The organism is uncultured Microbacterium sp., assembly GCF_963528945.1.
In the GTDB taxonomy this organism is placed as follows: domain Bacteria; phylum Actinomycetota; class Actinomycetes; order Actinomycetales; family Microbacteriaceae; genus Microbacterium.
The window spans coordinates 751,582-764,393 of sequence record NZ_CAURWX010000001.1 but is presented as its reverse complement, the minus strand read 5'-3'; the positions used below and the strand labels follow the sequence as shown (position 1 = coordinate 764,393).

Here is a 12,812-nt window from a genome sequence, read left to right as displayed (position 1 = left end):
CGTTCCCGCCGGTCAGGCGAAGAGTTCGGCCCCGACGTACGAGCCGGGGGTGGCGCCGCGGGGGATCGCCCAGATCCCGGAGCCGACGTGACGGATGTACTCGTTCAGCGCGTCGGTCGACAGCCGCTTCTGCAGCTCGATGAACTGCGCGGGAGACCGCTGGTACGACAGGAAGAACAGGCCGGCGTCGAGGCGACCGAGATCGTTGTTACCGTCGACGTAGTTGAACCCGCGACGCAGGATCCTGGTGCCTCCGTTCGAATCCGGATGCGCCAGACGCACGTGCGCGTTCACGGCGATCGCGTCGCCGTCGAGGTCGGGGCGCGCGAACTCGTCGCCGCCGGAGAGGGGGGCACCCTTCCCCTTGTCGCGCCCGATGATTCCATCCTGCTCGGACAGGCGCACGCGATCCCACGTCTCGATGAGCATGGCGATCTTGCGGGCGACGAGGTACGAACCGTCCGCCATCCACGCCGGCTCATCCTCGGGGCCCACCCACACGTGCGCGTCGAGCGCAGCGGTGTCGTCGGCGAGGATGTTCGCCGTCCCGTCCTTGAACCCGAACAGATTGCGCGGTGTGGCCTGGGCCGAGGTCGTGCGCGACGTCTTGCCGAACCCGAGCTGCGACCACCGCAGCCGCGCACGCCCGAACGCGATGCGACTGAGGTTGCGCACGGCGTGCACGGCGACCTGAGGATCATCGGCGCACACCTGGATGCAGAGGTCTCCGTGGGACCGCTGCGGGTCGAGGTCCTCGCCGAGGAACGGCGGCAGCCGTTCCAGCACCGCGGGGCGACGATCGGCGATGCCGTAGCGGTCGCCGTCCTCGTTCTCGAACAGCCCCGGACCGAATCCGAAGGTGACCGTGAGCCCCGACGCCGGCAGTCCTTGCGCCTCGCCGGTGTCGTCCGGCGGTTCGTCCGCCGAGCCGCCGACGGCACCGGTCGCGCTGACCTCGAGTCCCTGCGTCATGCGCGCGGCCGCGTAACTCCAGTCCTGCAGCAGTGCGACGAGGTCGTCTCGATCGGTGCGGGGCATCATGTCGAAGGCCGCGAAGTGCAGGTGCTCCTGCACGGGCGTCGTGATTCCCGCCTGATGCGCTCCGAAGAAGTCGTACGCGTGCTGTGCATCTTCCGCGGCCTGTGCCCGGCCCAGGGCCGCGCCGCCCGCCACGCCGGCGCCCGCGCCGATCGCGAGTCCCGCGACGCCTCCGCCGATGGCGAGGCCGAACAGACCGCGCCTGCTCAACCCCGCCGGGGCGGATGCCGTGCGGCGCCCGTCGCCGTCGGCATCCGATCCCGCGTGCTCCATGCCCGTACCCTCGTCGCTCACCGGCCGGTCACTCGAGCACGGTGCCGGTGAGCTGCGACAGCGGTTCGGCGAGGGCGTTGATCAGATCGGTGAACTCGCGCTTGTCGGCGTCGGTGAGCTCCGCGTAGGGCACGAATCCCTCGGTGAGCGAGCCGTGCTCGGCCAGCGAGGCTTCGAGAGCCGCGTAACCCTCTTCGATCTCGGAGACGAGCGCGTCGCCCTCGTCGCCCTGGGCGGCCGCGAAGTCCTGCACGAGCGAGAAGGCCATCTTCGACCCCTCGACATTGGCGGCGAAGTCCGAGAGGTCGGTCCCCGACCACCAGTCCTCCTCGCCCGAGATCTTGCCGGTCGCGACCTCGTCGAGCAGAGCGATCGCTCCGTTCGAGATGCCGCCGATGCCCTGGTCGTCGAGCGAGTCGGTGAAAGCGTCCGAGTGCACGTAGTCGTACAGCTCCTGCACGTCTGCCAGCAGCAGGTCGCCGAAGTCGGCGCGCTGCTCGGGCGTCGATGGCTCCCAATCCTGCCACGCCGGTGTCTCACCGTCGGCGTTCAGTGCATCCTGCGCCGGCACCCAGAGGTCCTTCTCGATGCGGTGGAACCCGGTCCAGTCCAGCCCCTCGGCCACGGCGTCCACCTCGCGGTAGTCGATGCGCGGGTCGAGATCACCCAATGCCTCGGCGACGGGTTCGATGCGCTCGTAGAAGGCGCGCGTGGTCGGGAAGAGCGTACGAGCGGTCTCGTCGTCGCCCGACTCGTAGGCCGCGACGAAGTCCTCGACGGCCGGGACGAGCTGGCCCACCTGATCCTTCACGAACGCGGCGTACAGATCGACGGCCTGCTGCTTCTGCTCCGCATCCGGACCATCGACACTCACCCGGTCGCCGCTCACCGTGAACCCCGCCTTGCCCACTCCGTCACCGATCATGCCCGGCTTGCAGAGGGTGAAGTAGTCGCCCGGCTGTGCGACCACGGTGAGGGTGCGCGATGCCGAGGGCGCGATGTTCTCGACCTCGCCGACGATCCGCAGGCCGTCGTCTGCGAGCAGGTAGAACTCCGACACCTGACTGCTGCTGTTGGTCACCTCGAACGTGAGCGTCCCGCTCTTCGCGGTCGTGCCGGACACCTCGCACGAGGAGTCCGTCGACGTGACCTCGAACGCCGCTCCGGATGCGGCGTCGCTCTTCGCGACGCAGCCGCTGAGGACGAGGGCCGCGGCGCCGGTCGCGGCGATCGCGGCGAGGGCTCGCTGAGAGGTGGTCATAGTGCTCCTTGTTCGCTGGACAGGGTGGTGTGCTCGTCGTGTCCCGCTGCCGGGCGCGGAGTGGCGACGGGCGAGGAGGACGAGCGGGGCTTCGAAGCGCGGGCGGCCCGGAGGCCGCGGGCGAAGAGGATGCCGACGACCACGAGGTACAGGCTCCACGCGACCACCTGCAGCCAGGTCATGCGCGGCATGAAGCCGATGGTCGCCTGGAGGATGGCGGCGACGGCACTGTCGGGCGGAATCATCCCAGTCAGGTCGAAGGCCCAGCCGAAGGGGAACGCCGCGGCGCCCACCGTCACCGCACCGGAGGTCGGATCGACGGGAGCGGCCGCGGTGAACGGGCCCGGGAGCGCACCGGCCTCCTGCAGGTCCATGACGGCGTAGGCGAGGACGCCGGCCGCCACGACGACGAGGAACCCTCCCGTCCACGCGAAGAATCGACGCAGGTCGAGCCGCACCGCTCCGCGGGCGATGAGGGTGCCTGCGACGACGGCCGCGGCCAGCCCGAGGAGCGCGCCGAGCAGGGCCGCCGGCGCGTCGCCGAAGGACTGCACCATCGACCACAGAAGGAGCGTCGTCTCGATGCCCTCCCTGGCCACGGAGACGAACCCGATGGCGACGAGCGCCCAGAGCCCGCCGTGGGTGAGGGCGCGGTCGATGCCGCCCTCGAGGGTGGCCTTCATGGTGCGGCCGGCGCGCTGCATCCAGAAGATCATCCACGTGACCATCCCCACCGCCAGGAGCGAGAGGAGGCCGCCGATCATCTCCTGGGCGACGAAGGTGAGTTCGTAGGCACCGAACGTCAGCACGGCTCCGATGGCGAGCGCGAGAGCGACGGCGAGACCGACGCCTGCCCAGAGACGCGGCAGGACGTCGCGACGGCCGAGGCGCCCCAGGTAGGCGACGAGGATGCCGACGACGAGCGCGGCTTCGAGGCCCTCGCGGAGACCGATGAGGAAGGTGGCGAGCACGGGTGGAGACCTTCTGACGTTCGGGGTGAGGTAAGGCATCCCTTACCGACGGAAGACTCTAGCATCGAAGTAATGGTCCGCAACACACGGCATCCCCTGTGCAGGCGCACGTACGCTCGTGCCATGGCTGAACTCTCGCTTCCGATCCTCGACCTCTCGCAGCTCGACCAGGGCCCGGACGCGGCCGCCCGGTTCCGCGACGACCTGCGCGCCGCGACGCACGATGTGGGCTTCTTCTACCTCGCCGGCACGGGCATCTCCCCCGCTCTCGAGGCACGGCTACACAAGGCGGCACTCGACTTCTTCGCCTTGCCTGAGGCCGACAAGCTGGCGATCGAGAACGTGCACAGCCCGCACTTCCGCGGGTACACGCGCATCGGCGGCGAGCGCACCCAGGGCGAGATCGACTGGCGAGAGCAGATCGACATCGGCCCGGAGCGGCAGCCCGTCGAGCATGGCCCGGCGTTCAACCGGCTGATCGGCCCCAACCTGTGGCCTGCGGCACAGCCCGATCTGCGCGAGGTGGTGTCGGAATGGCACGAGACCCTCAGCGATGTCGCTCGACGTCTGCTGCGGGCCTGGGCGGAGGCGCTGGGGGCAGAGGCCTCGTACTTCGACGAGCATTTCGGGGAGCCCTCGACCCTCATCAAGATCGTTCGCTACCCCGGGACCCATGAACCCGAGCCGCAGCAGGGTGTCGGTGCACACAAGGACTCCGGGGTCCTCACCCTGCTCTGGGTCGAACCGGGCAAGGGCGGTCTGCAGGTCGAGCGCGACGGCGAGTGGGTCGATGCTCCCCCGGTCCCCGGCGCGTTCGTGGTGAACATCGGCGAACTGCTGGAGTACGCCACCGGCGGCTATCTCAAGGCCACGAACCACCGCGTCGTCTCGCCGCGGGCGCCCCACGAGCGCATCTCGATCCCGTTCTTCTTCAACCCGGCTCTCGACAAGCGGCTGCCGCTCATCGACCTGCCGGCCGACCTCGCCGCCGAGGCGACCGGCGTGACGCAGGACCCGAGCAACCCCATCCACGCCCTCTACGGCGAGAACGCGCTGAAGTCGCGTCTGCGGGCCCACCCGGACGTCGCGGCGATCCACCACGCCGATCTCGTCGGCGCGCCCGCCTGACCGCAACGGATGCCGCGGCCGACACGGGGTCGCGGCATCCGTGCGCACCCCCGGATATGACGAAGGCCGCCCCACACCTGGGGCGGCCTTCTCAAGAATGTTTTGCGCGATTGTACGCTGGCGTGCTCTGCCTTATCGACGGAGACCCAGGCGAGCGATCAGCGAGCGGTAACGCTCGATGTCGACGCTCTGGAGGTAGCCGAGGAGACGACGGCGCTGACCGACGAGCAGGAACAGACCACGACGCGAGTGGTGGTCGTGCTTGTGCTCCTTCAGGTGCTCGGTGAGGTCCTTGATGCGCTGCGTCAGCATGGCGGCCTGCACCTCGGGGGATCCGGTGTCACCGGGGTGCGTCGCGTACTCTTCGATGATCGCCTTCTTGACGTCTGCTTCGAGTGCCATAGATTCGATCCCCTTTCAGCTTGTTGCGCGGCGCCCGACGCCTGATGCGAGGGCTCTCTTTATCCGCGGCCGATCAAACGGCAACCTGACGAGTCTACCAGTCGCGACGACCACGGGCGACCAGGGGCGGCCCCTCCCGCCGTGCCGAGCGATACGCTCGACGGGTGCGGTTCGACGGGGCTCGGAAGTGAGCGATACACGAGGCCATCTGATCGACCTCTCCCCCCTGCGCGCGAGTCCCGCCTTCGCCCGCATGTGGATCGGCTCGGCCCTCACCGGCATCGGCGGCCAGCTCACGCTCGTGACCGTGATGCTCCACGTGTTCGAGCTGACCGCGAGCACGTTCGCCGTGTCGATGATCGCGGTCGCGGGCCTCGTCCCCATGATCCTCGCCGGCCTGTACGGGGGCATGCTCGCCGACGCGTTCGATCGGCGCCGCGTCGCGCTCCTCGCCGCGACCATCACCTTCGCGTCGACGGCGCTGCTGGCCGCCCTCACCTGGACGGGTTCGGAGACCATCTGGTGGTTGTACGCGTTGAGCATGATCAACGCGGCCGCGAACTCGGTGGGCATGGCGACGCGCACCGCGATCGTGCCCCGGCTCATCCCCCGCGAAAAGCTCGCGGCCGCTTCCGCGTTGAACGGTGTCTCGATGGGCATCACCGTGATGGCCGGCCCAGCCCTGGCCGGCGTCCTGGTCGCGCTCACCGGCTACGGCTGGACCTACACGATCGACGTCGTCCTGATGCTGTCGATGTTCCTCGGGCTGTGGTCGCTCCCCGCTCTGCGCCCCGAGGGTGAGACGGTGCGGCCCGGCCTGGCGTCCCTCGTCGACGGCTGGCGTTTCCTCCGGCGTGCGGGCAACATCCGCACGCAATACGTCGTCGACATCATCGCCATGACCTTCGGGCAGCCTCTCGTGCTCTTCCCCGCCCTGGGCACGGTCCTGCTCGGCGGCGGAGCGGTGACCACCGGCATCCTGACCGCCGCCGTGGCCGTCGGCACGTTCGCATCGAGTCTCTTCTCGGGACGCGTCGTGCACTACCGCTGGCACGGTCGCGGCATCGCACGCGCTGTCGAGGCCTACGGCGCCTCGATCCTCCTGTTCGGCCTGGTGCTGGTGGCCGGCTTGCTCCTCCCGGCGGCCTCGGAGACGTCGCCGCACGTGGCCCTCATCGTCGCCGCGTGCGTCGCTCTGGCACTGTCGGGCGCCGCCGACAACGTCAGCGCCATCTACCGCAACACGATGATGCAGGCGGCGGTGCCCGACGCGATGCGCGGACGCCTGCAGGGTGTCTTCATCGTCGTGGTCGCGGGCGGTCCCCGTGTGGGCGCGCTCTACGCCGGCACCCTGGCGACCGCGACCGCGCTCTGGTTCCCGCCCCTCCTGGGCGGGCTCCTGGTGATCGGCCTCGTGGCGCTGCTCGTGCGCCGGAACGCTCGATTCGCCGCCTACGACGCGGAGAACCCCGAGCCGTGAGCGGCCCGGGGTTCTCGAGGGATGCGGCACTCAGGCCTGCAGCGCCGCCTGCAGGTCGAGGTTGATCGTCACGTCCTTGCCGACGAGCACGCCGCCGGTCTCGAGCGCGGCGTTCCAGGTGAGGCCGAAGTCCTCACGGTTGATGACGGCCTTCGCCGAGGCGCCGGCCTTGTAGTTGCCCCACGGGTCGGAGCCGAAGCCACCGAAGTCGACCTCGAAGGTGACGGGCTTCGTGATGCCGCGGATGGTGAGGTCGCCGTCGACGAGCAGCTCGCCGTTCTCGGAGCGCGCACCGGTGGAGACGAAGTCCATCGTCGGGAAGTTCTCGGTGTCGAAGAAGTCGCCGGAGCGGAGGTGCTGGTCGCGGCCCTCGTCGTTCGTGTCGACGGAGGTGACGTCGACACTCGCCTCGACCTTGGTCTCCAGGGGGTTCTCGGGGGCGACGAGCGTCGCGCTCTTCACACCGAAGGTGCCGCGCACCTTGGAGATCATCATGTGACGCACGCTGAACGTGACCTCGCTGTGCGACGGGTCGAGGACGTAGGTGCCGGGACGGTAGCCGGGGATGTCGATGGTCATGTGATTCTCCTTCGGGGAAGCGGTCCGCAATCGCGGTATACGGGAGGCAACGGCCGCCGTGGAAGATCTATTCCCATGAATGAGAAATTTCAATGATCGGCACCCGCGCATACGCGAAGACGCCCCGCCCGTGGTGCGGGCGAGGCGTCTCCGTGCGACGCGGGGGTCAGCCGACAGCGACGAGGTCGATGATGAAGATCAGGGTCTTTCCGGAGAGGAAGTGGCCCCCGCCGGCCGGACCGTAGGCCAGGTGCGGGGGGATGGCGAGCTCGCGGCGGCCGCCGACCTTCATGCCGGGGATGCCGTCCTGCCATCCCTGGATCAGGCCACGCAGCGGGAACTGGATGGTCTCACCGCGGCCCCACGACGAGTCGAACTCCTCGCCGGACTCGAACTCGACACCGGCGTAGTGCACGGTGACGGTGTCGCCGGGCTTGGCCTCGGCGCCGTCGCCTTCGATCAGGTCTCGGATGACCAGTTCCGCGGGGGCGGGGCCGGTCGGGGCGTCGAACTCGGGCTTCGTACGATCAGTCATGACTCCATCCAACCGGAGCCGCCCGGAGCGGTCAACGCGTCGGCGCCTGCTCACAGCGAACACGGCGGGAGATCGCCCTTGACACCTCTCGGACCCGGGTGCACCCTGGTTTCAGACCAACTCAGCGCCCGGGAGACTCGCAGGCATCGCCGCAGCACCGGGCGCTGAGTCTGTCCGGGGTCGGGCCGCTCCGCAGCTCAATACGCGAGCAGGGCCGCTCGCGTCGCGCGCGTGCGGATGAGCAGGGCCCGTTCGTCGTCGACGGCCAGCGGGTCGCGGCCCGTGATGGCGCGCTGCCGCACCGAGGCGAGAGCAGTCGCATCTTTGATGAACTCACGCATCAGCGGGCGCCGATCGCCGCGCAGGCCCCCCGCCCACGCCATGCCGACCTTGCGACCAGCCGGAGTGGCCAGCATCGTGATCTCCTCGGGCGTGAACCACCCGGCCGCGGCATACTCCCCCAGTCGCACGCGGGTGAGACGCGCCTCCTCCCTCCGCAGCGCCGCGATGCCGATGATGAACCCGATGAAAAGCGGCACCTGCAGCGTGAAGTACAACAGGAAGAAGTCGGAGAAGACCGCCGAGCCGTTCCAGAGCGCGTGAAGCACGATCGCGCCGACCAGCCCGAGCAGCCCCGCCCCGAAGCCCGCACCGACCGACGCGTGGCGACGCGCCGCGAGGCCGATCGCGAGCCCGGTCAGCGACGTGAACATCGCGTGCGCGAACGGCGAGAGGAGCCCGCGCATCACGAATGTGACCGACAGCTGCGCGCCGCCGCCCTCGATGAGACTGACCGCGAAGTACTGGATGTTCTCGGTGAACGCGAAGCCCGCGCCCACGAGTGCGCCGTAGACGACGCCGTCGACCGGGCCGTCGAACGCCCGCCGGGCGAACAGGAAGATGAGGAAGACACCCAGGCCCTTCCACAGCTCCTCGACGATGGGCGCCTGCACCACGGCCGAGAACGTGTCGGGTCGCAGGCCGATCACGACGGTGAGGGCGAGGTCGACGAGCAGCGTGAGCCCGACCGCGGCGATCGCCCCCCACGCGATCGCGAAGAACACGAGACGCTTCGGCTCGGGCTCCCAGCGATCGATCATGCGCACGCCGAAGAACACAATCGCCAGCGGGAAGAGCGCGAGCACGAGACCGACGACGGATGCCGCGGGGCCGAGCGCCATGGCGAAGTAGCCGATGAGGCCGAGGAGCAGGAAGCCGAGCACGCCGAACAACCACATCGAGATGCTGCGCCCCTTGCGCGTCGGCATCGGCAGCGCCGGAAGCCCGGCGGCCGGAGATGGAGCGGCGGGCGCCGGAGGGGAATAGGGCGTGGGCTGCGCGAGCGCGGACGCATAGGCGGGCTGCTGCGAGAACTGCCGCGGCGTGTACGCCGAGTGCGCATACTGCTGCTGTGAGAACGCCGGAGCCGGGGCGGGCGGCGGCGTGGGCTGCGCCGCGGGCGACGGAGGCATGTACGACGGGTTCGGCGGCGGCGGCGAGTACTGCGGCTGCTGCGGGGCGTACTGCGGAGGCTGCGGCTGCGGGGCGTACTGCGGAGGCTGCGGCTGCGCGGTATTCGGAGGGGTCGCAGCGGGCGGCGGCGTGTACGGCGAGGGCTGCTGCGGTGGGACTGGTCCTCCGGAACTCATAGCCCCGAGCTTAGAGCGCACCGCGGGCCGCGAGGCGCATCCCGAGCCGGTCCGCGGCTCCGTCCCGTCGACCGGGTACCGTAGAGGACATGCGGTTCGCTCATCTGCGCCGTCCCGACTCCCCTTCTGCGCTTCTGGCCGTGGTGGAGCGCGACGACGCCATCCTCGTCTCCGATCTCGTCGACGACGGCCCGACGTCGCTTCAGCAGCTCATCGAACGCGGGGAGTCCGGACTCGCCGAGATCCGGTCGGCCCTCGAAGACACCACGGCCCCTCGGCATCCCCTGGGCAGCTGCGACTTCGCCTCCGCAGTGCTCGCTCCCCCGGCCGTGCTCGCCGTCGGCCTCAACTACGCGGCGCACTCGAGCGAGCTCGGCCTCAAGACCGACACCGCCCCCACCGTCTTCACGCTGTGGCCGAACTCGCTCACCGGGCACCAGCAGACCACCTCCTGGCCCCGCGCACTCAGCGAGGCCGTCGACTACGAGGCCGAGCTCGGTGTGCTCATCGGCAGCCCGGCCAAGAACGTCGATACTGCGGATGCCCTCTCCCACGTGTGGGGCTACACGGTCGTGAACGACATCACCGCCCGCAACATCCAGTTCGCCGAGGCGCAGTGGTCGCGCTGCAAGTCGTTCGACGGTTTCACGCCCACCGGCCCGTTCGTCGTGACCGCCGATGAGATCGCCGATCCGCAGGATCTGCACATCTGGACCGTCGTCGACGGTCATACCGTGCAGGATGCGTCGACGGGGCAGATGGTTCGGTCGGTCGCGACCCTCATCGCCCACCTCTCGCAGTCGCTCACCCTGCTGCCCGGCACGCTCATCTCGACGGGCAGCCCCGGCGGCGCGGGGTACTCGCGCGACCCGCAGATCTTCCTCCGGGATCGGTCGACCGTCACGGTGGGCATCGACGGCATCGGCGAGCTCACCACGCACTGCCGCATCCTCGACTGAGCACCTGAACGACGAAGGGGCGGATGCCGATGCATCCGCCCCTTCTCCATGCCTCAGATCTCGATGAGGTCGTCGCTCGGGATGATCGGGATGGCCGCCGTCACGGCCTCGAGCCCGGACAGGCGCGCCGGCGACAGCTGCTTTGTCACCTCTTCGCGCGACATCAGCCCGGCCTCGACGACGAGGTCGGCGACGTTGCGGTTCGTGAGGAGCGCGGTCTTCGCGAGCGCCGCGGAGGCGGCGTACCCGATGAACGGGGTGAGCGCGGTGACGACGCCGACCGAGGCACCCACCATGGTCACGAGCCGGTCGCGGTTGGCGGTGATGCCCTCGACGCAGTTGACGCGCAGCGTCCACATGGCCTGACGCATCCAGGTGATCGACTGGAAGATCGAGTGCGCGATGACCGGCTCGAAGGCGTTGAGCTGCAGCTGCCCGCCCTCGACGGCCATCGTGACCGTCATGTCGGCGCCGACGACGGCGAACGCGACCTGGTTGACGACCTCCGGGATCACCGGGTTGACCTTGCCGGGCATGATGCTCGAGCCGGCCTGGCGGGCGGGCAGGTTGATCTCGCCGAGGCCCGCCTGCGGGCCCGACGCGAGCAGGCGCAAGTCGTTGCAGATCTTCGACAGCTTGATGGCGTTGCGCTTCAGCGACGACGAGAACGACATGAAGGCGCCGGTGTCGCTCGTGGACTCGACGAGGTCGGTCGCCGTCTCGAGGTCGAGACCGGTGATCTCGCGCAGGTGCCGCAGCACGGCGGGCGCGTAGTCAGGGTGCGTGGTGATGCCGGTGCCGATCGCCGTCGCTCCCATGTTGATCTCGAACATGAGCGACGCGTTCTCGGTCAGGCGGCTGTGGTCCTCGCCGAGCGTGGTGGCGAACCCGTGGAACTCCTGGCCGAGCGTCATCGGAACCGCGTCCTGCAGCTGCGTGCGGCCGACCTTGAGCACGTCGTGGAACTCGCTCGACTTCGACAGGAACGATCGCCGCAGCAGGTCGAGTTCCTCCAGCAGCGCCTGCAGCGTGAGCGACAGACCGATCTTCACGGCGGTCGGGTACACGTCGTTGGTCGACTGGCTGCGGTTCGTGTGGTCGATCGGAGACAGGAAGGCGTAGTCGCCCTTCTCCCGGCCCGCCATCTCGAGCGCGACGTTGGTGATGACCTCGTTCGCGTTCATGTTCGTCGACGTACCGGCGCCGCCCTGGATGACGCCCACGGTGAACTGATCGTGGAACTCGCCGTCGATCACGCGCTGGGCGGCGCGATCGATGAGCTCGGCGCGTTCGGGATCGAGCACCCCGATCTCCCGGTTCGCGCGGGCGCTGGCCTGCTTGACCATGGCGAGCGCCCGGACCAGGTCGGGGTAGACCGAGATGGGTCGCTTGGTGATCGGGAAGTTCTCGTCCGCGCGGGCCGTGTGGATCCCCCAGTAGGCGTCGGCGGGGATCTCCATGCTCCCGAGGGAGTCGGTCTCGGTGCGGGTGAGGGTGGGCTCGGCAGAAGCCATGTCACATCCTTGTGGGTCGTGGCGAATGATGGAGTGGGGGATGCGTCCAGTCTACGCCCGCGCCCTGGAACACCCCCGAGGGGTGTGGAATCAGCGCGTCGGCTTGCGGGAGAACGCTTCGAGGCGCTCCTGGGGCGACAGGGCCGCCATCTCCTCGAGCCAGGACTCGGAGAAGTAGTCCCCCGTCGGAGCATCCGTGACCGGCACGACGGTGTGCGTGATCGTGTCCGGGTGCACGTGCACGAGGTTGAACGCCTGAGCCGCGTCCATGCCGTTCACGTCGGGGGCGGGCCGTGCGACGTTCATCGTGTAGCAGGTCGCCGATGCAACGCTCACCGGGATCCCCGCGAAGAGGCCGGTCGACGAGTAGTGCAGGTGCCCTGCGAGGATGCCGCGCACGTCGGTGCCGCGCACCACCTCGGCCAGGTCGTCCTGCCGCCGGAGCTCGAGGATGTCGAACAGCGGCAGGTGGCTGGGCAGCGGGGGGTGGTGCATCGCGAGCAGCGTGCCGTGGGGCGCCGGGGTGCGCAGCAGATCGGCGAGCCAGGCGAGCTGCTCCTCGTCGATCTCCCCGTGGTGCCAACCCGGCACCGACGAGTCCAGCGCGATCAGCCGGAGTCCGTCGAGATCCCAGACACCCGTCACCGGCTCCTCTGTCGCGTCCGCCCCGAGCAGCGTCGAACGGAGGGCGGGGCGCTCGTCGTGGTTGCCCGCCACCCAGACGATCGGTGCGCCGAGTTCGGCCGCGACGGGCTCGACCGCGTCGCGGAGGCGGCGATACGCATCCTCCTCGCCGAGGTCGGCCAGATCGCCGGTCATCACGATCGCCGCGGGGGCTGGGGCGACCGACCGGATCGCCTCCAGCGTGCGCGCGAACGTGCGCTCGACTTCGTAGCGCCCGCCGAGCAGCGCGCCCCCGGCGAGGAAGTGCGGGTCGCTGACGTGGATGATCGTGTGGGACGCCGGCTGGTGCCGACCGAAGACGTATGGCCCGGTCATGGCACCAGCCTAGGGTGCCCGTCC

General features: G+C 69.5%; 12 protein-coding genes. 3 read left to right on the top strand and 9 right to left on the bottom strand.

Going from position 1 to position 12,812, the window contains the following annotated elements; translation table 11 throughout:
- Positions 1-12 precede the first annotated feature (12 nt).
- Genes efeB through efeU form a run of 3 tightly spaced genes read right to left on the bottom strand, consistent with a single transcriptional unit; the run spans position 13 to position 3,543 of the window.
- Positions 13-1,311, bottom strand: coding sequence for an iron uptake transporter deferrochelatase/peroxidase subunit (gene efeB / locus RWS82_RS03450; RefSeq protein WP_314646936.1), 1,299 nt, complete (start codon positions 1,309-1,311; stop codon positions 13-15).
- 28 nt (positions 1,312-1,339) lie between these two features.
- Positions 1,340-2,572, bottom strand: coding sequence for an iron uptake system protein EfeO (efeO, locus tag RWS82_RS03445; protein ID WP_314646932.1), 1,233 nt, complete (start codon positions 2,570-2,572; stop codon positions 1,340-1,342).
- Positions 2,569-3,543 (bottom strand): iron uptake transporter permease EfeU, encoded by a 975-nt coding sequence (gene efeU, locus RWS82_RS03440; protein ID WP_314648174.1) that lies wholly within the window; start codon positions 3,541-3,543, stop codon positions 2,569-2,571. Before efeU ends, efeO begins: the two co-directional genes overlap by 4 nt.
- Positions 3,544-3,666: 123 nt before the next feature.
- On the opposite strand from efeU, the gene RWS82_RS03435 reads away from it, so the two are divergent.
- Positions 3,667-4,671: a 2-oxoglutarate and iron-dependent oxygenase domain-containing protein gene (locus RWS82_RS03435; protein ID WP_314646929.1), complete on the top strand. Its 1,005-nt coding sequence runs from the start codon at positions 3,667-3,669 to the stop codon at positions 4,669-4,671.
- Between the two features lie 132 nt (positions 4,672-4,803).
- Here the strand turns inward: RWS82_RS03435 and rpsO are convergent, their stop codons facing one another.
- Positions 4,804-5,073 (bottom strand): 30S ribosomal protein S15, encoded by a 270-nt coding sequence (rpsO, locus tag RWS82_RS03430; RefSeq protein WP_017203073.1) that lies wholly within the window; start codon positions 5,071-5,073, stop codon positions 4,804-4,806.
- A 187-nt stretch (positions 5,074-5,260) separates the two neighbouring features.
- On the opposite strand from rpsO, the gene RWS82_RS03425 reads away from it, so the two are divergent.
- On the top strand, positions 5,261-6,553 hold the full coding sequence (locus RWS82_RS03425) for an MFS transporter (protein WP_314646927.1): 1,293 nt from the start codon (positions 5,261-5,263) through the stop codon (positions 6,551-6,553).
- A gap of 30 nt (positions 6,554-6,583) precedes the next feature.
- Here the strand turns inward: RWS82_RS03425 and RWS82_RS03420 are convergent, their stop codons facing one another.
- The 3 genes from RWS82_RS03420 to RWS82_RS03410 all read right to left on the bottom strand — a co-directional run bounded on the left by RWS82_RS03420 (position 6,584) and on the right by RWS82_RS03410 (position 9,316).
- Positions 6,584-7,132, bottom strand: coding sequence for a YceI family protein (locus tag RWS82_RS03420; protein ID WP_314646924.1), 549 nt, complete (start codon positions 7,130-7,132; stop codon positions 6,584-6,586).
- Positions 7,133-7,298: 166 nt separating this feature from the next.
- On the bottom strand, positions 7,299-7,667 hold the full coding sequence (locus RWS82_RS03415; RefSeq protein ID WP_314646921.1) for an FKBP-type peptidyl-prolyl cis-trans isomerase: 369 nt from the start codon (positions 7,665-7,667) through the stop codon (positions 7,299-7,301).
- A gap of 197 nt (positions 7,668-7,864) precedes the next feature.
- Positions 7,865-9,316, bottom strand: coding sequence for a PrsW family intramembrane metalloprotease (locus tag RWS82_RS03410; RefSeq protein WP_314646919.1), 1,452 nt, complete (start codon positions 9,314-9,316; stop codon positions 7,865-7,867).
- Positions 9,317-9,405: 89 nt separating this feature from the next.
- On the opposite strand from RWS82_RS03410, the gene RWS82_RS03405 reads away from it, so the two are divergent.
- The gene (locus tag RWS82_RS03405; RefSeq protein WP_314646917.1) at positions 9,406-10,275 is read left to right on the top strand and encodes a fumarylacetoacetate hydrolase family protein; all 870 of its coding nucleotides are present in this window, start codon (positions 9,406-9,408) and stop codon (positions 10,273-10,275) included.
- A gap of 53 nt (positions 10,276-10,328) precedes the next feature.
- On the opposite strand, the gene RWS82_RS03400 is transcribed toward RWS82_RS03405, so the two are convergent.
- Together RWS82_RS03400 and RWS82_RS03395 are read right to left on the bottom strand one after the other, a co-directional pair.
- Positions 10,329-11,789 carry an aspartate ammonia-lyase gene (locus RWS82_RS03400; protein WP_314646916.1) on the bottom strand — a complete coding sequence of 487 codons (1,461 nt, stop codon included), beginning with the start codon at positions 11,787-11,789 and terminating at the stop codon, positions 10,329-10,331.
- Between the two features lie 90 nt (positions 11,790-11,879).
- Positions 11,880-12,788, bottom strand: a complete 909-nt coding sequence (locus RWS82_RS03395) for a phosphodiesterase (protein ID WP_314646915.1) — start codon at positions 12,786-12,788, stop codon at positions 11,880-11,882.
- Positions 12,789-12,812 lie beyond the last annotated feature (24 nt).

What these genes read in the sequence shown, in the direction of transcription:
- RWS82_RS03395 (WP_314646915.1), bottom strand. Translation starts at nt 12,788, where the DNA reads ATGACCGGGCCATACGTCTTCGGTCGGCACCAGCCGGCGTCCCACACG.
- RWS82_RS03415 (WP_314646921.1), bottom strand. Translation starts at nt 7,667, where the DNA reads ATGACTGATCGTACGAAGCCCGAGTTCGACGCCCCGACCGGCCCCGCC.
- efeB (WP_314646936.1), bottom strand. Translation starts at nt 1,311, where the DNA reads ATGGAGCACGCGGGATCGGATGCCGACGGCGACGGGCGCCGCACGGCA.
- efeO (WP_314646932.1), bottom strand. Translation starts at nt 2,572, where the DNA reads ATGACCACCTCTCAGCGAGCCCTCGCCGCGATCGCCGCGACCGGCGCC.
- RWS82_RS03400 (WP_314646916.1), bottom strand. Translation starts at nt 11,789, where the DNA reads ATGGCTTCTGCCGAGCCCACCCTCACCCGCACCGAGACCGACTCCCTC.
- RWS82_RS03405 (WP_314646917.1), top strand. Translation starts at nt 9,406, where the DNA reads ATGCGGTTCGCTCATCTGCGCCGTCCCGACTCCCCTTCTGCGCTTCTG.
- RWS82_RS03420 (WP_314646924.1), bottom strand. Translation starts at nt 7,132, where the DNA reads ATGACCATCGACATCCCCGGCTACCGTCCCGGCACCTACGTCCTCGAC.
- RWS82_RS03410 (WP_314646919.1), bottom strand. Translation starts at nt 9,316, where the DNA reads ATGAGTTCCGGAGGACCAGTCCCACCGCAGCAGCCCTCGCCGTACACG.
- rpsO (WP_017203073.1), bottom strand. Translation starts at nt 5,073, where the DNA reads ATGGCACTCGAAGCAGACGTCAAGAAGGCGATCATCGAAGAGTACGCG.
- RWS82_RS03435 (WP_314646929.1), top strand. Translation starts at nt 3,667, where the DNA reads ATGGCTGAACTCTCGCTTCCGATCCTCGACCTCTCGCAGCTCGACCAG.